This is a genomic window from Brucella grignonensis, assembly GCF_002252505.1.
In the GTDB taxonomy this organism is placed as follows: domain Bacteria; phylum Pseudomonadota; class Alphaproteobacteria; order Rhizobiales; family Rhizobiaceae; genus Brucella; species Brucella grignonensis.
Genome location: NZ_NNRL01000164.1, coordinates 334,335 through 353,056, shown reverse-complemented (window position 1 = coordinate 353,056; position 18,722 = coordinate 334,335). Strand labels below are relative to the sequence as shown.

Genomic DNA, 18,722 nt, shown 5'->3' with positions numbered 1-18,722 from the left:
TTCAGGCCTTCTTCGGTTCCACGAGCATCCGGCCCTTCATTTCCATGTGCATCGCATGGCAGAACCACGAGCAGTAATACCACCACACACCCGGTTTGTTGGCCGTGAAGGTGACAGACGCGGTCGCCTGTGGTCCGATCTCCATGTTGACCCCGTAATTGATGATGGCGAAGCCGTGCGTAAGATCTTCGATCTCGTCGATATTGGTGACATACACCGTCACCTCATCGCCCTGCTGGACGGTGAACTCGGTTAGACCGAAGGCTGGCGCGGCAGACGTCATATAAACGCGCACCTTGTTGCCATCCCGGATCACCTCATTCGCGTCCATCAGGTCGAGGCCATCGGCTTTCGCCTGAGTGACAGCATCGGCGAAGAATGGATCCTCACGGCTCCAGAAGTTGACGGGATTGATCTTGGAACGATGAACAATCGTTGCATCGTGCGGCTCAGCAAAACTTGGCCCGTCATGGACAATCATCATCTTCTCACCGGAAATATCGATGAGCTGGTCATTTTCCGGCTTGAGCGGGCCGACATTGAGATAGCGATCCTTGGAGAACTTGTTGAGCGAAATTAGCCACTGACCGTCGGCTTCCTTGGTTTGCCCCATGGAAGTGTGATTGTGGCCGGGCTGATAATGCACATCGAGTTTCTGACGGATCGGATCGACCTTTTCACCCTTGAAGGCTCGCTTGGCGTCCTCGATATTCCATTTGCAGATCTGGCTATCGATGAAGAGCGTTGTATAGGCGTTGCCCTTGCCATCATAAGCCGTATGCAATGGCCCAAGTCCGAGTTCAGGTTCCGCAACCACAGCATCGCGGGGCTTGATCTTGTCGTCGAAAAGTTCATCGAACTTGCGAACGTCGAACACGGTAACGGTCGGCGACAACTTGCCGTTGGCAACCACATGGATACCGTCTGGCGCAGTGTTGATGCCATGTGGGCTGTTCGGCACAGGAATGTAACGCGTATATTTGGAACCGTGACGTCCATCGATGACCGGCACACCGTTGATTTCCTTGAAATCACCCTTCGCAACCGCTTCTTCGATACGCTTCAGGTTGAAGATGACGATCCAGTCCTGCTCGCTCGACATCATTTCGGCGAGCGTCGTACCCTCTTCCGAATTGTAGCAGGTGGCAAAAGCGTACTTGCCCTGATAATCGCAGTCGACATTGTCGAGATTGCCATCGATCATGATCTGCCAGGCAACCTTCATGGTCTCGCCGTCAACGGCCGTGAAGATCGCGTGATATTGCTTGGTATCGGTCAGATTGCTGCCATCGTTCGGGATCGGCACGCGATCTTCACCGTTGCAGAAAACATATCCGGTTTTCGGATATTTCTGCACGCGCAAGCCATGCACGGTGTGCTGGTTCGGGAGCTGAATGATCTTGTCGCATTTCATCACATCAAGACGGATGCGGCAGACACGCGTATTGGCCTTGTCGTTGGCATAGAGATAACGCCCGTCATAGGTGCCTTCCGTGAAGGACGGGTGCGGGTGGTGCAAGTCACCATTCAGGAAAATGCCACCGCGATCCTTGAGGAACTCTTGGTCCTGCGGCAGAAGGCCTTCGGTCAGCACCTTAAGGCTTTCATTTGTCTGGCCCCAGCCGGTCGCGCTATCGCGATTGAACACCGGAATGCGCATCAGTTCGCGCATCGATGGCAGGCCGACAATACGGACCTCACCGCTCTGACCGCTGGAAAAGAAGACGTAATATTCGTCCAGTTCTCCGGGCTTTACCTCTGCACTATGGCCGGCACCAGCAGCAGCCATTGCCGGTTCGGTCGAACCTGCAAACAGCGCCCCACCAAGACCGCCTGCGCCGGCAGCAGCCACGAAGGCTGACGTGCCGAGCAGCTGTCTTCGACTAAGCTGCGTTTTTTTGGTTTCTTCAGACATGCTTCTCTCCTTTAGAAAAGTCAGGCAGCAGGACCAGTATCGGCAACGCCTTCAACCGGCTTTCCTTTGACTGAGATGACGGGTCTGGCCGGTCCACCGCCACGTTCGGCAGCCGCTGCGAGGGGGGCATTGCGGGCTGCGAATTTTTCACGCTTCACGCGCACCTGGATCATGTGCGGGCAGCGCTGGTCGTCGTGATAGAGTTCCTGACAATGCATGCAGTAAATGCATTCATTGACGTTGATCTGCCCCTCCGGATGGATCGCCTCGACCGGGCATTCCTTGGCACAACGGTGGCAGGGCGAACCGCATTCCGGCCAACGTTTCAGCCATTCGAACATGCGGATGCGTCCGGGGATGGCGAGAGCTGCGCCGAGCGGGCACATATAGCGGCAGTAGAAGCGCTCGATGAACAGGCCTGCAGTCAGAAGTGTCAGCGCATAAATGACGAACGGCCACTCACGTGCAAATTTGAGAATTATCGAGGTCTTGAATGGTTCGACTTCTGCAAACACTTCTGCCAGTGCAACCGAATAGAGCGACAATCCAAACAGGCCGAGGAAGATCATGTATTTGAGAGGCCAGAGGCGCTCGTGCAGTCCCCATGGAAGCTTGACCTGCGGCACCTTCAGCCATTGGGCGAGATTATTGGTAAGTTCTTGCAGGGCGCCAAACGGGCACAGCCAGCCGCAGAAGGGTCCTCGCCCCCAGAACAACAGCCCCGCCGCCACCGATGCCCACAGAATGAAGATCAGCGGCGATGTCAGGAAGAATTCCCAGTTAAAGCCGGTAATCAGGGAGTTGGTGAAGGTCAGGACGTTGACGACCGACAATTGTGCATTGTTGTAGAAACCGAGCCAGACAAGGATGAACAGAAGATAGCTGCGCCGCAGCCAGGTGAAGAAGCGCGGATGCCTGACCAGACTGTTCTGGAAGAAGAAGATGCCGACAAGAACCGTGATGGCAAAAGCGGTGATGACCACATTGGCACGATTCATATCCCACATCCGGACCCAGAGCGGATTGCCCTCGCCCAGAATGTCGGCAGCATTGGCTTCGCCGACCGGTTGCGGCTGACGCGGTGCATCTGCAGTTGTTGCTACAGGCTGCACGGGAGCTGGTTCCGGCTGCTTCGCCAGATATTTTTCCGGCAAACTGTAGCCAAGATCATAACTGACATTGGCCTTGTCCCGCGCCCCGAAACCGCGCTGTACCAGAAGCTGCAGATCCCACGGTTCCGTCACGTCGAAGGCAAACCCGTCCGGCACCTCGAACAGTGCTATCTCGCGCAGACGTGGTGCGCCTTCGGCCATGATGTCGCCGATACGGGTATGGTTCTTGTCGCGGAAACGTACGCCCTGCCCGTCCTGCATCAATTCGATGCGGTCAAAGATACCGCCGCGCACATATCCAGAGCCCTTGAAAGAATAGGCTCCGTCGCCCGCAACCAGGATCGCCTGACGTCCTGGCTTCAGCCGCTTTTGCAAACGTTCGAAGCCATCCTTGCCAAGCAGGCTGATGCCGATCGACGGTACCGAGACTGGCGCAACATAAAGCTCGATGAATTCGTCTTCAGGGTTGGTTGTTTCGGGATTGTCGGCAGCGCGATCATGCTTTGCGTCACGAAACGCCTGTGTCACATCACCAACTGACAGTTTCAGGCTGCGAACCGAACCGTCGCCGATCAATGCCTGCCAGTCCTGCTCGTCATGGATCTCCAGATCAACCGTGCGCTGCGCATCGGCTGCGGCGACCTGCACAGGCGCATTACCGAGCCGCCCACTACGAACGAGCCCAACGGCCGAGCGAACGACGCTGTCTCCCATGACGAGCACAGTAACCGTGGCACCGCTGACGATCTCCACCTGCGGAGGCTTGTTCTGGCCAGCCGCGACAGCACTCATGTCACTGTCGACCAGCGAGTTCAGCGCAGCCACAACCTTGGCTTCGGGAATGCCGATCAGCACGATCGGCTCTTTGTGGTCGACCAGTTTTATGCCGCGTATGACACCTTTGGTATCAATGCCGACGACGATATGGATGGGTTTGCCGGAATAGCCGATGGAACTGGTGAAGTCAGAATTCAAATAAGCATAACCGATCACCTCGCCCCGCTTCATCAGTGGTGCGATTGGCGGCTCGCCCTGTGGCTTGCCGATAGCATCAGCCTCTTTGAAGAGCGTGCTTGCTTCAACCTTGGGAAGGTATTTTTCCAGATCAGCTGCGGATGCCGTGGTCTGCCAGCAGAGCGCCAGAACCATCGCTGCCAACGCGACGACCCTGACGGCTTCCAGTAAAAATGAAAATGGCTGACTGACGCTTGGAAAACTGCTCCGACGTCGGAAAGCTGGAGCGACCACACGGCCCAATATTGCTATTTTCACGTCCAACCTGCATTTGCTCTTCTATTACTTGCGCGCATGTCTTTCGGTTGGAAATTATCGGATCAGACAAAGAGTTCATTGATTTGGAACAAATACGATAAGAAATCGCCCAACATTATCAACGCTGGTATTTCCGAGCGTTATTGATTTCGCTCAACAACACGACAAAAGAAATCCAAATGAACGAAAGCCGGTTTGCCAAGCATATCAAACCAGTGCCGGGAAAGATGGCAGTCATCGACGTCGGTGCGCGTATCGTCAAGCGCATGACCCATGACATCACGGTCGGCAAGATGAAGGCGATAGCGAATGCAAAGAAATAAGGACACACAGTCGTTACAGACAGTGCCAAGGCAGCCGACATGTTGTCTGGGATAATAACTTGGGCTGTGAACAAAGGTCTGATAACAATTAACCCTGTACACCGCGTATGGAGATTTCGGGCCCAACCGAGGCAGCGTTTCTTAAATGAAAAAGAGTTAGCACAATTCGGAGCGGCCCTCCGTCACGGGAAAGACGAGGCGAACAAAGGCTTCCACCCATTCGCCATAAAGATCATCGCGCTTTTGGCGCTGACGGGCTGTCGCGTTATTGAAAGAGTGTGATGTGCACGCCGGGAACGCATGGGCATTTCCGGCAAATCGCGGTAAGAAATCTTATCATGGAATGAACCATGAGGCAGTGAGAATTTTTCGAACCGCAAACCCAGAAAATGTCACTTGTCACACCCTGCGACATGCTTATGCATCCTATGTATCAGAGCTCGGCTACTCCGATGGAACCATAGGCGGCCTGCTAGGGCACAGGGGCCGAGGTGTCACGTGGCGGGATGTTCCACCCAAATACGGCAATTGGAATACGATCTATCGACGATTTCGGCGCTGGAGCGAAGACGGGGTCTGGGAGGCCGTTCAGTCACCTTTACTGAGATCATGGCTGACAGTGGCCACTACAGCATCGATAGCACCACGGTTCGCGCCCATATTTCGGTAGCGGGCGGAAAAGGGGGATTCATCGACGTGCTCTTGGCCGCTCGCGGGGCGGGTTCACCAGTAAACTTCACTGTCTGGCTGATGCCAGAGGAAGACCGCTTGCCTTCCACCTAACGGTTGACGAGACAGCAGATTGCAAGGCTTATGACACATTGATCAGCTCAGGCGGGACTGAGCTTGGGTCAATAGTTCCGTTCTTTAATCCGCTAAGCTTTCAGACTACATTCTTGACGCTGACGATCTAGTGCAGCGCGCCGAGGAAGAAATCGCTGAGAGCGACCGAGCCAGCGTTGAATATGATGACGGTCCATATTTTGACGCGACTGGCGAACAGATCAGCGACCTCGGAAGGCGGATCGGTATTACATGCGATGAGTGGCAGAGCAGCCATGGCCTGAAGTTTGTTCCCAGCACCTTTTCTGCAAGTAGAAATCACGAGCACGTAGTCGTCGAGATCGAGGAGGGTGACGAATGACACCCTGGACATGGTTTGCAGGCAACCTCGATGACGATGTCTATGATCTTACCGAAGCGGACACCCGCGAAAAGGTGATAGCAGCCGCTCTTGATGCTTCAACCCGATGGCTAAAGCCCGGCGATCAATTCCGCATCATTGAAGCGATCTAGTACCGCGATGAAGTATGAAGGATCGGACTTTGTGCCCTTCATCAGAACCAGAAATGCTGAAATCGTCACTGTGGAGGCTTCAAAATGATAGATCGATCACGCTTGCGTCGTAAAGACGTGCCGGAATACCTTCGCACAAAGCACGGGATAGATATCTCGCGATCAACACTTGAAAAGCTTGCGACGAATGGCGGAGGCCCATCGATGCAGTATCAAGGACGCTTTCCTCTATATCATAAGGCGGACTTAGACAGATGGGCCGAGCAAAAGATATCACCGTCTGTTAACTCCACTGCCGAGCGTTAACTTAAACAAATTGCCAGAATCAAATAGCCCCTTTCAAGGGCTTTTTCTTTAGCAGTACTACTCACCAAACCAATGACTCAGTGTGAGTATTTGGTGAGTTGGTCAATCACCAGCTCTGTTAAATGTCATCTAAGTCATTGATTTTTTGGCGCACCCGACAGGCATCAATTTCAGAGAAAACTCAGTTTATATCAAATAAAATCAAACCGTTAGGACAATTCAGTTTAATGAAAATTGTACCAATATTTGTACCAATATTTCAAATGAGTTTGCCATGCAAACATCTTACTATCTGCGAATTTGACGTGCTCAACGCAGGCCCTGATATTCAAACTGTTCCGGCCAACTTCATGCGTACTCCTCTTGTCAATAACGAATGATAAAATTAGTGGTTATATAAAACCACGTTTAATAGAATCGACTTCTTTCAGTTTTTAATTCGGCGGGGCAATGAAACGGATTGGTTCTGCGATCTCAATCGCAACGCTAATGACAGCCATTTCAGGACAAGCGCAGTCGGCGGAAATAGGCGGTTCAATCTTTGGGACGTGGAAAGGCAAATACGCTGAAAGCTGCAAAGCGGTGCGAAACGAGACGACAGAAGATTTTCTCGTGATCGGAAAAAAGACCCTCAAGCGATACGAGGGCAACTGCGCGATTACCAAGCATACGAGTAAAGGAGCCAGCCATACTATTCAGTTTCTGTGCGAAACCGAGGGCGAGACTGTTCGAGGCGATTTGAACATCACGCAGTTAAACGCCAACAAAATTTCGATTGCAGGGGCTGGCGAATATGAACGCTGCAAATAGACGGCTTTTAATAGCAGGCTTTGCGGTTATCTTGTCTACAACGGCATTCACAGCCAATGCTCAGTATTTTTCAAGCGAAGGACGTTCAGGACTTTATCGCGAGTATTTTCTCCAAAGCGTGGAAGCTACAGGCGTGGAGGATAATCGTATTGTGACGGTGATTGCTTCTGACAATCGTGGGGAAAGCGAGACCAGCGAATTCGTGGTCAATTGCAATGATACCATGGCGCAAGTCTTGGATGGCGATAACCTCAATCACCAGATTGATGTCCGAAAGGAACCGTTTAGTGCCGACCGGCTTTATTGGGAACTATGGTTTTCAGTTTGCCGGAAAGATTCAGCGAAGCTTTCGAAGCGAGCAGAAATCCAGAAGCGGCTCAAAACCCTGAGCGGTAAAACAGAACTTTCATTGAAAGACGCACACTATACGGTTCGCTTGCAATCGCTGGATTATTCAAAGTCCATTGCAAATCTGGTGAGAGCCGATGTCCAGCGCACAGGCAAAAAGATTCAGAGAAAGCTTACGTCTATTGCGATGCGGATAGCGGAACCGTTTATTGGAAGCAGAAAAAAGCGCTGATCGGCATCGAGCAAACGCTTGCGGAAGAGCTTAATCGAGGGGTTTCCCCTGAGCTGATCTCACTATCAGATGCCCTTTGGGTGGAAGCCTGCGGACGATCTGCGACCAAGCCTATTCATGAAACGGCTTCTAATGCCGCGTCTCAATCAAAAGATGCTCATGCAGAGGAAAGCAATTCAAGTGGCAAATCACCTTCCGCATCGAAGGAAGCGCGGAATGCACTTTCCGACATCTATCAGACTTATCTGCTGGTAAAGGGGTTCTGCGATTATCATGTTGCCCCTGAACGACAAATGGCTCCATTGAAAGCCAAGCTGAAGCAGGTCGATCTTGTTGCCGCGTCTCTTTCGCTGGATACCGGTACAATCTGGGCAGACACAGCAAAAAAGATGGAAAAGGACGACAATTACAAACTCATGCAGCTCTATAAAATGATGCCGGTCGGCTTCGAAGATCGGATGCGGTTTGCGAATGCCTGCAAACAGACTGGCGCGGCGCTGAACGCAATCTTGGATGATTATCTGTCCAAATACGGTGGCGTGAAAATGAGCATTGAGAAGGACTTTTAGCGGAGCCCTTTCTCTCCATTTCCCTTACGGCCTCGGGGAAGAGTTGGATTTTCTGACTCTTCCTCAATTTCTGTGAAGAAGTCCGCGATATGGCAGTTCAATGCCGTGGCCAGCTTGTCCAAGGTGATCACTGTTGGGTTTTTCTTGCCGCGCTCAATATGGCCGACATATGCGCGCTCAACGTTGGACATGAGCGCCAACTCATCCTGAGAAATACCATTAGCGACCCTGATACGGCGCAAATTGAAAGCAAGCTGTTCGAGAATATCCATTCGTGTACAAAACACGCTTGGCTTTCCCGGAGCCACGTTATAAGAAACGTGGTGTTATAAGACTCATTTTTGTTTGATGAGTTCTTTTGGGGAATTGGTGTCGGGGAAATCAATGCTGAAGAAAATTGCAGGCTTTTGCCTTGCTTCCATGGCTTTGATCGGTTGCGATCAGAACGTCTCAACTACCCTTTACGTTCTAGATGTTGAGGAAATGCTGGCTAAATCAGAGCCTTCTCAAATTTCGGTCGATATTTCTATTGAGGTTCTGGAATCCGGACTGGCTCAAAGGTGTTCCAAGCCGGAGGGACAGGAACTGGTTGAAGCTGTTGCGTCCGTCTTTGAAAAAGCATCGCTTGTTGCATGCGAGAAAGTTTCTGGAAGCCTCAATGACCGGATGACGATTAAGGCTACGACGCTGCTTTTCTACGCCAAGCCGGAAGAACCTATGAAAAGCAACTATCTGCTGGCCTTTGAAGCGTTCAGGCTGGAAAATGGAACCTCATCAGTGGCTGTTACATTCAACGCCGAGAAATATGAGGACATTCAGAAGCGAATTCGCCGTGTGAACACCATGGCCAGCATAAAGCTGTCGGATGCCTCCATCTCCGTTGTGGTCAACAACGATCTTCGCGAACCTGCACCAGTGATTTTTTCACGTGGTGTCTTTGTAGATGGAAAGCCTGCTGATCAGCCTCTGCAACTACAGCTAAATCCACGTCAGGAAGCCACTGTGAAGCTTGGCGACGTCAAGCTGGCGTATCTCGCGCAAAGTGGCTCAGCGCTCATCTTCGGGTTAGAGCAGCCGCAACAGCAATCGCCATCAAACTAAGGAATACAAAAATGCAGAAAGCAGGCGGAATCATCGCGCTGGTTGCAGGGATTTTCGGCGTCTTTGCAGCCATTTTCACGTTAGCGGTCGGAGGAATGGGAGCTGGGCTGGAAGCTGAAGGTGCTTCAACCGTTATCGGTCTTGGCTGGGGTGGCGTTGCGTTTTCATTCTTGACCATCATTTTGGGTGCCGTTGCGCTGGGTGCGAAGGGTCGGCTACCCGGCATTCTTTTGATGATCTGTGCTGTGGCTGGAGCGATCCTTGGAGGAACTATAGTGGCCGTGTTTATGATTCTCGCGTTTATCGGTCTGATTGCGGCTTTTGGATCGAAAAAACAGTTGCTAAAAATGCCTTCCTAACGCGGCTTACTGCAGAGCCGTTCACAGAGAATGCTAGGTGGACGGCGTTTACGTTTGAGATCAAGTCAAGGCAATTTTGGTCACGCTCCAACAAATCTATACAGTCAAGCCATCTTTCTGGAAAACCAACTTCGTGTCAGCACCTTCAACGCAATCTCATTTAGGCTTGGCCAAAGAAATATTTAAATAAAACGCCAAAATTTAGTAATTATTGTAATTAATTTTTTCTATAAAGGAATGCTTATATGAATAATTTCTTTTTCCGACTCCGTAATTGTTGACGTAAATCTTTCTTTCATTATTCTTATTTTTTTAGAAAAGCTCTTATACCCACAGTTATAGAAAGACTTGAGAATAAAATCAGTAAACAAAAAGGGTGATAATGGTGATAGAACTGGTATTCTACAGTTTCCATACTGCCCTATTGTAAGATGCGACATCGGGTGAGTTACATTTTTAGCCGCTGACCTATCAAAATCGAAGCGCAATGGTGCAGGAAAGATACTTCTTTTGATCACATCGCCGTAGATTTCATCCTCATCGTAGATATCAGGATTGTTTTGAAACTCATCAAGCGTTGGTGAAGGAAAAAAAGCCAGCCGATGCTTATGAATAACACCATTTATAAAGCGGTACTGCATCTGAATCAGGGCGCCGTCCACCATCGCAATGTTGTATTGCTCTCCTTCCAAAGCTCCATTATACATATCAACATAGCTTATGTCCTTCATAAAAAGAGACATGTCCGTATACTTTTCGGTAGTTACGTCAATAACACCTTCCGGATGAGTTCTGAGGATGGAGAGGTTTTGTTTGCTGCTTAGTCCTGTTTCGATTAGATCGGCTGTTATGCTATCAATTTGTCTCTTAACAGTTTCTGGACTTGGCATGGTAACTACTTATTGCCCAAAATCTTTCTAAGTTGCTCAATTTGCTCGTTGGGAAGGTCCTCAACGCGCAGCTCTCCTTTACGTACTTCTTCTATGAGGCGACCAATATTTGTACTAAAGTCTTTAACATTCTTCTTCTCAGCATCCGTCATGTCTCTATTAATGATATTGATGCTCTTTCTAGTTTTATCATCTGGGACAACGAACGCGAGTTCAAAATCTTCCTGCTGAACCCTTTGAAACTCTTGCTCCAAATGCCGCATGTTCTCGCCGATCCCAAGCACTCTAACCCATGCTTTACTGCGCGTAATCGCCGTAAATAGCCTGTTCCTCACCCGCGCAATACCGCCGAATGCTGTATAGCAATCCTGAGCATTCATGATGTACACCATTCCAGCTTCGTTTCCTTTGGCGCGAAAAATTCCGGTGAAGGCAACAGACTGATTTCCTTCATCGAAGAACACGTCCGGAGATGTATCCACGCCCGCTAGATGGCTATTTATGTTCTTTTCAAAAAGGATGCGGCGGGCCTTGCCGACTGCGCTGCGAGTTGACAGGGGGGCTGGATTAATCACGATAATGTCGTCGCAAGCGAGTTCATCATCGGTTAAGTTCTCTTGGATCGAATTGGCAAGCCAGTTTGCTTGCTGATCTTCATCATCGAAGTGGATAAACTGGATAAGATCATTAATTGGAGAGTGATTTTGTAGAAATTGAGGGCTTGAATGCGCGGTTCGCATAAGCCTTACTGGTGAATTATCTACAAGCTCACCTTCTTTAACGCGATAACCAACGTCGAGCCACAGATTATTGTTTTCAAACATCTGCACTAACCCTGTTCCAGTTTTAGGGTCTGCGTCACGATAAATCCCGAATCCCAGTGCATGTGCGGTCGCCAAGACGGGTCCGGAATTGCGATAGCATTTTTCTAAAATGATATCTTGTTGGGGCGGTCCATGTTCAGGTGCTGCTAATTGAACGCGAGGGCGACCGCGTTCGTCAGAACCGAAAATCTCTTCTGGTGGAGGAAGAGACCTTTCAGTCAACGACTGAAGTTCATCGTAAGCATAAACGAGGCGCTTAATATCCCCCAACATCCAATAGCATAGCTGCAAGAACGAGCTTTCAAAATCTTGCGCTTCATCAATAAGAATTGCATCAAATATTTTTTGTGGATTTTGCATTTGCTGTAAAGCATTGGTGCAAACTCCGTTGAATTCATTACCTTGGCCGAAGGCCCGTCGTGCGCTTTGGAAATCGTAGGCGGAAATACCGTGCCTTTGACAGAACATGTAGTACATGCCAGTTTTTTCTCTGCCACCGGGCGCACCCCACGCGTTAAGTATCTGTAGATTGTCCCAGATCGGCTCTTCCCCCGACTGTTCGATCACGAGGGTTGTGATAAGTCTCCTGAACTGTTCCTTGAGGGACCGGGTGTTAAATGTGACAGCAATCTTCCACTCGGGATGTTGAGCATGAAGATATGCTGCCTTGAGTGCCAGAATAACCGTCTTCCCTGACCCCGCAAGTCCACGAATTCGCTGCACCCCGTCTACGGTTTCAATTACTGCGCGCCCCTGTATCACATCAAGATTCGCAATAGATTCCTCCAGCGACTTTAGTTTTGAGCCGCGGGAGTCTACTCGTGAAGCTATCCTGCTTCTCTTATTTCGGCGTATCGTAGAAATGGACTGTATTACAGAAAGAGCGCCCAGATAAGTATCTTGACTTTCCCATTCATGCCCAAGAAATTTGTCAATAGTTTCAGAAAAATATGCGTTATTACATATGGGGTATTGATCGTCTCCTCGTCCTTCTATGTTAGCGACGGGAGCGTATGTAATAACGTTTGATGTGACTAATAGTCTTCGCCCCTGCATCAAGTTTTTATGGGAGCGAAATTTTGCCTCTAATCGATTTACACCTTCATCTTAGCGGTCTTGAAAATCGCCTAAATCTCGCCCCTCCACCAAATCGAAGATAATTACTCCACGCGATGGGCTTACGAGCAGAGCATCAATGGAGAATGCTCCTTCAGGAGTTGCAATAATGGGATATCCGATGAAAAGATCGCCTTCGTCTTGTATCTCTGTTTCCAAGAGATCAGCAAGGCGTTGACTTGAAACTGGTTTTCTAGTCGTACCCCAAATGACATTTACCATTTCATTCCCTTGTTAAAAAATTAGCAGTTCGCCCATACAGGGCATCTTTATCTCTTTTTGTGCGAATTGAAAACATGATGGCTTTTGTTGGAGTTGGATGCCTATGCTTTAAGGGTATACCTCTGGCGAACTGGCCCTGCGCTGGTTCGATAATGCCGGCTTACAAGTCAAAACGAACCGATTATAAAAGAACCACTTAAAACGAACATTTGAGTGGTTCTATGTTTTTACGCGCCTATCTGAGAGCTTCGACAAAGGATCAAGATGCCAATCGGGCGAAAGACGATCTGATTGCATTTGTCAAAGAGCGTAGTTTGAAGATTGCGGCCTTCTATGTCGAAAACGAAAGCGGTGCTTCCCTTGATCGCCCTGAGTTGTTCCGGCTTCTTTCGGATAGCCAGCCCGGCGATGTGCTCCTAATTGAGCAGGTAGATCGGCTGAGCCGGTTGAACGCCAGCGATTGGGAAAACCTGAAGGCAGAAATTCGAGCGAAGCAATTACGGGTTGTTGCACTTGACCTTCCAACCTCATGGACAATGGCTTCAGAAAATGCGGATGAGTTCACGCTTCGAATGTTTGAGGCGATCAATAGTATGTTGCTCGATATGATCGCCGCAATTGCGCGGAAAGATTATGATGATCGTAGGAGGCGACAGAAACAGGGAATAGCCAAAGCCAAAGCTGATGGAAAATATAAAGGCAGGCCAGAAAACAAGTCGCGGAATGCAGCCCTTTTGAAGATGCTGGAGAGTGGCCAAAGCTGGAACAGCATTATAGCCGCTACTGGCTGTAGCCGCTCTACCCTTTCGAAGTTGAGGAAAACCGCTTTAGTTTAATGGCGTCTTGAAGCTGAGCATGGCGCGACTGGTCTTGAACTTTTCATGAAGTGTCATCGTAGTTTGGTTGGTCTGCCTGCCGGAGGAGAAGGCGGTACATGCAATGATTTCGCTCCAACAAGAACAAATCATTGAGCGCAAGCTTGGTGTCCGCAGCGGGGCGCGGAAGTGCAAAGCACCGTGACATCTTCACTGAAATGAACCCGTCGCGTCTTACCAGGGTATCATAATAAGCTGTCGCTGATGTTGATGTCTTGATTAAAAATCCGATTCACGTCTTTTATCGGACTCGGCTGACTTGGGGGCATCGCAAAATGACAATTTCGAAAATTGTAATTCAGAATATCCGTGGATTTGATGATACAACTTTAGATGTCCAGTTTCTTCCCAATAAGCCAAATATTTTTATAGCACCTAATGGATTCGGGAAAAGCACGTTATCTACCGCGTTCAATTGTGCCCGAGGCGCAAAACTTTTAGTTGATGAAAAAGACAAGCATCGGCAACAAGAAGTACGGATTTCACTGCTCAAGATTTGTCATGAGGGAAAATGGCTAACCGCCGATGAAACGAAAAACGAAGTATCTGAAGAATTCGAAATTTCCGTTATCAAATCAAATATAGAAGCTAAAGCAAAAATGCCGCGTCCTAACGGTTTTGCAGTCGCAAGACCGTATCTAGAGATTTCGGACTTAGATTTAGGCCCCGTGCCACCGAAGGCAGTACTTAATTATAATTCGTCTGATTACAAGATATTACTTGCAGAAAACTCAAAATTGTCTCCCAATTTAACGAAAATTCTTAATAATTCTATATGTTCCGATTTGTTAAGCAACATTGACGTTATTGACAAATTAAAACAAAAGCGGTGCACAGAGTTATTTGACGCCTCGCTATTGTTCTTGGTTGCAGCGAAAGGAACCAAGCCGGATATCGCTCAGCGTTTCTCACAAGAATTCACAAGCGCTATCATGGCTTGTGAACCTATCAAGCAAATTGTTCAGATAATTGAGCAGTCAGCCACTGAAACAAATTTAGTTGAACGCTTTCTGTTGACGTTTCAATTACATAAACTAATTGAGGACAATCGCGCGGAGTTTAAGAAATGGCTACAACGCTGCGACTTTGAACGGCGGTTAAGCAACATAAAAGCTTTTATAAATGATATAAATGGTGGCTGGGTTGCTGCAAATATAAAAGAAACTAAGGGACGTCTTATCATTAAATTCCCGGATGCAAATTCTCTTTCAAATGGTCAGCGAGACCTCCTTTACTTTACCTGCGCTCTCATTAAGGTAACAAATTCAAGATCACAAAAACCTATAATCTTAATTATCGATGAAATTTTTGATTACCTTGATGACGCAAATATTGTAGTAGCTCAATATTTTCTAAGTAAATTAATAGAGGATTTTAAGAAGGAAGGACGAAGAATATATTTGGCTTTGTTGACGCATCTTGACCCCGTATTCTTTAAGGGATATGCGCTTCAAAAGCAGAATAGGATTTATCTTGGAATGCCAAATCAAAGCATTTCAAATACGATGAAAAAGGTGATTTTGCAGCGTGATGATGCAGTATGGAAGGACGATCTTTCGAAGTACTTTCTACACTATCATCCGGAGCGTAAGGATATTTCAAAAATATTTAATGAGACGTACGGACTACCTAAGAAACACGGCGTGAGTGTTGATTTCTATGATTTTTTGAGAGAGCACTGGGAGAAACTTGTCGAAGGGGCTGAGTCTTATGATCCGTTCGCAGTGTGCGCGCATGTTCGTATAGCGATTGAACGATGCGCATACGAAAAAATTGGTGACCTTCAGAGGCGAGCAGAATTTCTTGACTTACATGGAACGGCAGCGAAACTTGAACTAGCGGAATCCCTGAATGTTAACGTACCAGAGGTGTGCTTCTTACTTGGCGTGATATATAACGATGCCATGCACCGTAAAGATAACTTGGATCAATCTTCCAGTATTGCGCTCAAGTTGAAGAACATTGCGCTTCAGAGCGTAATGAAGAAGGCTGTTGCGTGGTAGACATTTCTTAGTTTTTACGTTCTTCCATCAACTGCACTCATCTAAGATTCTGCCACCCTGCTTAACTCGTTAGGGCTTATTAAGGATTTGGATAGTTCAATTTGTTAGTCTTCGTCAGAAACATTTTTTGGCGTAGGCAGTATGTTTGATACCCTTAAAGAGCTTGGTTTTCAGGTGGAAATTCATTCTCATGCAGAAGCAATATTGAGTGTCGATTTTCCAGAAGCGGTTTCCCAGCTCGAAGATGCCGTAGGTAGTTTGTCAATTCCAATTGAAGAAATCATCGGCTCTGGCGGCGGAGAGACCCAAGGGACGCAGCGTTTGCGACGCTCACTTGCAGCGTTGGGTTGGAAGAAGATGAATTTTATCGTTGAAAAGACAATAAACGGCCAACGAAGGGAAGCGATTTCGCACGAGATCGACCACGTGAAACAGTTTGATAAAGGCATAGTTGCCTTAGAAATCGAATGGAACAACAAGGACCCGTTCTTCGACCGCGACTTGGAGAATTTTAAAAGACTTCATGCAGACGGGGCTATCTCTGTTGGAGTTATCGTTACTCGCGGCACCACAATGCAAGATAATATGAAGGAATTGGTTCAGCGATTTGCTTACGAGCGAGGATTGAATTCGAACGACGCAGTTGAGGAGTTCGGCATGGCGCGCACAAAGAGGCAGAGGACTGCCGTCGAAAATAGAGTTAGTGCGTCGGGATGCTCGTTTGAAGAAGCGTGGGCTAGTCTTTTCGTAGCAGACAAATACGGAGCAGCGACGACGCACTGGAGCAAACTGGAAGCGAGAGTGCACAGAGGCGTCGGAAATCCTTGTCCTCTGGTGCTGATTGGTCTTCCATCAAGTATTGTCAGGTTTGACCAAAACATTGACTTGGAAGACATTGTTGAGGAAGAAAATGCCCTCATTCGGGACGCCATCGCATCTGAAAGTTGACTATTCAGCTGCGATAGGCCTGTCAGTCGCGGAGTTGTAACTGTATGTGTCCCACGAGGGCTCATACGCCTCGGTAGCTTGGTTACCCCAAGTCGCCCAATCCTTACGCACGCCACGCCCAAACATTTCCAAGTAAGGACCCGGCGAGCAGCTTTCTATGAGAGGATATTGCTCATCAGGCTTACGCGAATGCTCCCGCTTCCGTGAAGAAATGTAGTTCACTTGCGATCTTCCCGGTGGCAACGTACGTGCGTTCTTGCCCTTGACTCCAAACAGAATTAACTCCGTAACGTTACGGAAATAGAAACCTACACCGCGACCGTCTGATCCGCCATCTTTCCGAATCTTATGCCAGACAATGTTTGATTTGTAGTTGAATCCCCATGCTCGCATTACTTCAAGGCCTTCCGGCAAAAGAGCATTAGGAACCCATAGATACAGATGAGCCGTCGCCGCGCAAGCTTCAGCTACCGGAAGCGCCTTTATGGCATCCAGTTCCATCGTACCGTAGCGTGAAAGCCTCTTATGTTCAGGTGCCACTTTACCAGTTCGATTAATGAACTGCCAAGGCGGGTCTGCCATTACCGTCGCGAACCTGCGTTTCCCAACGAAGTCAATAAAATCCTGCGACGCGGAGAATTGTTCTTCAGCACTTTTTTCCATTTACGGGCCTCGCGAATCTTACGTCGCTTCTTAAAGCGTATTTCATGATGGCATGCAAACGAACTGGATATAAGATGCTGCGAACGTCTCTGACAGTTTTTTAAAATTCAAGCTTTTGGACCGCCGTTCCAAGACCGCACCGGAACGGCAGTCAACATTTTATCACTGGCTGTTAGAAGGAGTATTCCAGATTCCGTACGACTTGCGGCACTGACCGGGATGCGGCGTGGCGAGATCATCGGCTTGCGTTGGAATGAAATCGACCTTGATGGCCGGTGCCTGCACCTCAAAGACAGCAAGACAGGCGAAAGCGTTCGTCCTCTCGGTCACACTGCTGTCGATCTGTTGCGTTCGGTCCGCAAGCGCAACGAGAAAGGCGACTTCGTTTTCCCGGCAGAACGGAAGGACGCTGCCGCCTTCGGTGGTTTGCCGAAGGCTTATCAGCGCATTGTTGAACATGCGGACCTGAAAGAAGCGGAAAATGTAGCGCTGTCTGACTTGACCTTGCACGGGTTGCGTCATGGCTTCGCAACCACTGCGGACAATCTCGGCCTGACCCTGCCGACTGTCGCGGCACTGCTCGGTCATGCTGCTGGCGGTGTAACAGCCAGTTATGTAGCGCGCGTTGATGCTGTTTTGAGCGCTGCCGCCGATAAGGTGGCGAAAGAAGTCGCAAGCATGATGGGTGACAAGCGAAGCGGCTCTATTATTGAGCATCCATCAGCAAGAAAACGCGCATGAAAATCGGGCTTTGCGTTTAGGCGATTTCGCTTGGTAACCATCAGTCACTCATATTGCTCACCAGAAACGTTCAGTAATTAAAAAAGGTGAGCATTATGATTGATCTTGATCGACTTCCGCCGCGTTTAAAGCGTTCCGAAGCATCTGAATATCTCTTACAGCGTCACGGCGTTAGCCGGACGTGCGGTACTCTTGCAAAGCTCGCTTGCCACGGTGGCGGTCCTGCATTTCGCAAAGTTGGTGCGAGAACCGTTCTGTACGATGTCGCTGAGCTTGATAGGTGGGTCAAAGAAATGCTTGGCGATCCAGTCTGCTCAACCAGTGCAGCCGCCTGATGCCTTCCAACATGCCGGGAAAAGAAAACGCCCGGCTGAATGTACAACCGGGCGGCTAAACAATTTTGAACTGTTGCGACAATAACAACGTCTGCCGCCCTTTTCAATAGGAAGGGCTTTCATGTCCGAATTTACTCCGACGTGGCCTCGCTCAATTTCAGGTCACGACTACCGCTTGCCCCTCGATGACGAGCAGCTTGAAGCAATAGCGAAGCGCTTAAACGCGATCTATAGAAAGCATGATCTCTCCGACGAGAGCCGTGGTTTGTTGCTCAAGGTCTATAGTGATCTTGTGCAGTTGGACGGCGTGAAGAAAGAGCCGCATCCACATCGACCATGGCGCGGTGAAGGCACGATGGGCAATTGCGAGGCCCATAATCAGCGTTGGATTGAATGGCTTCTTGAAACGCTCGACAGGATGGAGGCAGGCGTATGACTGACCATCATGTTCGCAGTATCACG

21 protein-coding genes and 1 pseudogene are annotated in these 18,722 nt (G+C 49.0%); 14 read left to right on the top strand and 8 right to left on the bottom strand.

What is annotated here, in order from left to right; all coding sequences use genetic code 11:
• Nucleotide 1: 1 nt before the first annotated feature.
• On the bottom strand, nucleotides 2-1,915 hold the full coding sequence (gene nosZ, locus CEV33_RS19610) for a TAT-dependent nitrous-oxide reductase (protein WP_094542053.1): 1,914 nt from the start codon (nucleotides 1,913-1,915) through the stop codon (nucleotides 2-4).
• A gap of 20 nt (nucleotides 1,916-1,935) precedes the next feature.
• Nucleotides 1,936-4,176, bottom strand: coding sequence for a regulatory protein NosR (locus CEV33_RS19605; protein ID WP_094542052.1), 2,241 nt, complete (start codon nucleotides 4,174-4,176; stop codon nucleotides 1,936-1,938).
• A 302-nt stretch (nucleotides 4,177-4,478) separates the two neighbouring features.
• Here CEV33_RS19605 and CEV33_RS24060 point away from each other — a divergent pair, with 302 nt between their 5' ends.
• Nucleotides 4,479-4,622 carry a hypothetical protein gene (locus CEV33_RS24060; protein ID WP_167388186.1) on the top strand — a complete coding sequence of 48 codons (144 nt, stop codon included), beginning with the start codon at nucleotides 4,479-4,481 and terminating at the stop codon, nucleotides 4,620-4,622.
• Nucleotides 4,623-5,112: 490 nt separating this feature from the next.
• A pseudogene (locus CEV33_RS24875) lies at nucleotides 5,113-5,452 on the top strand (IS5 family transposase); the annotation flags it as partial.
• An 80-nt stretch (nucleotides 5,453-5,532) separates the two neighbouring features.
• On the opposite strand, the gene CEV33_RS23800 reads toward CEV33_RS24875, so the two are convergent.
• On the bottom strand, nucleotides 5,533-5,778 hold the full coding sequence (locus CEV33_RS23800) for a hypothetical protein (RefSeq protein WP_141211606.1): 246 nt from the start codon (nucleotides 5,776-5,778) through the stop codon (nucleotides 5,533-5,535).
• Here CEV33_RS23800 and CEV33_RS24270 point away from each other — a divergent pair.
• From CEV33_RS24270 to CEV33_RS23795, 4 genes are all read left to right on the top strand, one after another.
• Nucleotides 5,763-5,918: a hypothetical protein gene (locus CEV33_RS24270; RefSeq protein WP_208620223.1), complete on the top strand. Its 156-nt coding sequence runs from the start codon at nucleotides 5,763-5,765 to the stop codon at nucleotides 5,916-5,918. The genes CEV33_RS23800 and CEV33_RS24270 overlap by 16 nt on opposite strands.
• Before the next feature lie 756 nt (nucleotides 5,919-6,674).
• The gene (locus CEV33_RS19575; RefSeq protein WP_094542047.1) at nucleotides 6,675-7,034 is read left to right on the top strand and encodes a hypothetical protein; all 360 of its coding nucleotides are present in this window, start codon (nucleotides 6,675-6,677) and stop codon (nucleotides 7,032-7,034) included.
• Nucleotides 7,018-7,614 (top strand): hypothetical protein, encoded by a 597-nt coding sequence (locus CEV33_RS19570; protein WP_094542046.1) that lies wholly within the window; start codon nucleotides 7,018-7,020, stop codon nucleotides 7,612-7,614. Before CEV33_RS19575 ends, CEV33_RS19570 begins: the two co-directional genes overlap by 17 nt.
• A 293-nt stretch (nucleotides 7,615-7,907) precedes the next feature.
• The gene (locus tag CEV33_RS23795) at nucleotides 7,908-8,183 is read left to right on the top strand and encodes a hypothetical protein (RefSeq protein WP_141211605.1); all 276 of its coding nucleotides are present in this window, start codon (nucleotides 7,908-7,910) and stop codon (nucleotides 8,181-8,183) included.
• Here CEV33_RS23795 and CEV33_RS19560 read toward each other — a convergent pair.
• On the bottom strand, nucleotides 8,180-8,455 hold the full coding sequence (locus CEV33_RS19560; protein WP_061345554.1) for a helix-turn-helix domain-containing protein: 276 nt from the start codon (nucleotides 8,453-8,455) through the stop codon (nucleotides 8,180-8,182). The two genes, CEV33_RS23795 and CEV33_RS19560, sit on opposite strands and share 4 nt — an antisense overlap.
• Before the next feature lie 76 nt (nucleotides 8,456-8,531).
• Between CEV33_RS19560 and CEV33_RS19555 the strand changes: the two genes are divergently transcribed.
• Nucleotides 8,532-9,284, top strand: coding sequence for a DUF7424 family protein (locus tag CEV33_RS19555; RefSeq protein ID WP_445433015.1), 753 nt, complete (start codon nucleotides 8,532-8,534; stop codon nucleotides 9,282-9,284).
• Between the two features lie 11 nt (nucleotides 9,285-9,295).
• Nucleotides 9,296-9,643 (top strand): hypothetical protein, encoded by a 348-nt coding sequence (locus tag CEV33_RS19550; protein ID WP_094542042.1) that lies wholly within the window; start codon nucleotides 9,296-9,298, stop codon nucleotides 9,641-9,643.
• Between the two features lie 227 nt (nucleotides 9,644-9,870).
• Here the strand turns inward: CEV33_RS19550 and CEV33_RS19545 are convergent, their stop codons facing one another.
• From CEV33_RS19545 to CEV33_RS24265, 3 genes are all read right to left on the bottom strand, one after another.
• Nucleotides 9,871-10,533 carry a DUF2290 domain-containing protein gene (locus CEV33_RS19545; protein WP_094542041.1) on the bottom strand — a complete coding sequence of 221 codons (663 nt, stop codon included), beginning with the start codon at nucleotides 10,531-10,533 and terminating at the stop codon, nucleotides 9,871-9,873.
• 5 nt (nucleotides 10,534-10,538) lie between these two features.
• On the bottom strand, nucleotides 10,539-12,119 hold the full coding sequence (locus tag CEV33_RS19540) for a DEAD/DEAH box helicase (protein WP_208620222.1): 1,581 nt from the start codon (nucleotides 12,117-12,119) through the stop codon (nucleotides 10,539-10,541).
• A 345-nt stretch (nucleotides 12,120-12,464) separates the two neighbouring features.
• Nucleotides 12,465-12,695 (bottom strand): hypothetical protein, encoded by a 231-nt coding sequence (locus CEV33_RS24265; protein ID WP_208620221.1) that lies wholly within the window; start codon nucleotides 12,693-12,695, stop codon nucleotides 12,465-12,467.
• Between the two features lie 221 nt (nucleotides 12,696-12,916).
• Here CEV33_RS24265 and CEV33_RS19535 point away from each other — a divergent pair, with 221 nt between their 5' ends.
• From CEV33_RS19535 to CEV33_RS19525, 3 genes are all read left to right on the top strand, one after another.
• The gene (locus CEV33_RS19535; protein ID WP_094542040.1) at nucleotides 12,917-13,531 is read left to right on the top strand and encodes a recombinase family protein; all 615 of its coding nucleotides are present in this window, start codon (nucleotides 12,917-12,919) and stop codon (nucleotides 13,529-13,531) included.
• Between the two features lie 314 nt (nucleotides 13,532-13,845).
• A complete protein-coding gene (locus CEV33_RS19530) occupies nucleotides 13,846-15,573 on the top strand; it encodes an AAA family ATPase (protein WP_094542039.1) in 1,728 nt (575 codons plus the stop codon).
• A 141-nt stretch (nucleotides 15,574-15,714) separates the two neighbouring features.
• The gene (locus CEV33_RS19525) at nucleotides 15,715-16,521 is read left to right on the top strand and encodes a BglII/BstYI family type II restriction endonuclease (protein ID WP_094542038.1); all 807 of its coding nucleotides are present in this window, start codon (nucleotides 15,715-15,717) and stop codon (nucleotides 16,519-16,521) included.
• Here CEV33_RS19525 and CEV33_RS19520 read toward each other — a convergent pair whose 3' ends face one another.
• Nucleotides 16,522-17,184, bottom strand: a complete 663-nt coding sequence (locus tag CEV33_RS19520; RefSeq protein ID WP_094542037.1) for an MT-A70 family methyltransferase — start codon at nucleotides 17,182-17,184, stop codon at nucleotides 16,522-16,524.
• A gap of 105 nt (nucleotides 17,185-17,289) precedes the next feature.
• On the opposite strand from CEV33_RS19520, the gene CEV33_RS19515 reads away from it, so the two are divergent.
• The 3 genes from CEV33_RS19515 to CEV33_RS19505 all read left to right on the top strand — a co-directional run bounded on the left by CEV33_RS19515 (nucleotide 17,290) and on the right by CEV33_RS19505 (nucleotide 18,696).
• On the top strand, nucleotides 17,290-17,925 hold the full coding sequence (locus tag CEV33_RS19515) for a tyrosine-type recombinase/integrase (protein WP_328588587.1): 636 nt from the start codon (nucleotides 17,290-17,292) through the stop codon (nucleotides 17,923-17,925).
• A gap of 95 nt (nucleotides 17,926-18,020) precedes the next feature.
• Nucleotides 18,021-18,260, top strand: a complete 240-nt coding sequence (locus CEV33_RS19510) for a helix-turn-helix transcriptional regulator (RefSeq protein WP_094542035.1) — start codon at nucleotides 18,021-18,023, stop codon at nucleotides 18,258-18,260.
• Nucleotides 18,261-18,381: 121 nt separating this feature from the next.
• Nucleotides 18,382-18,696 (top strand): hypothetical protein, encoded by a 315-nt coding sequence (locus CEV33_RS19505; RefSeq protein ID WP_094542034.1) that lies wholly within the window; start codon nucleotides 18,382-18,384, stop codon nucleotides 18,694-18,696.
• Nucleotides 18,697-18,722: the final 26 nt, after the last annotated feature.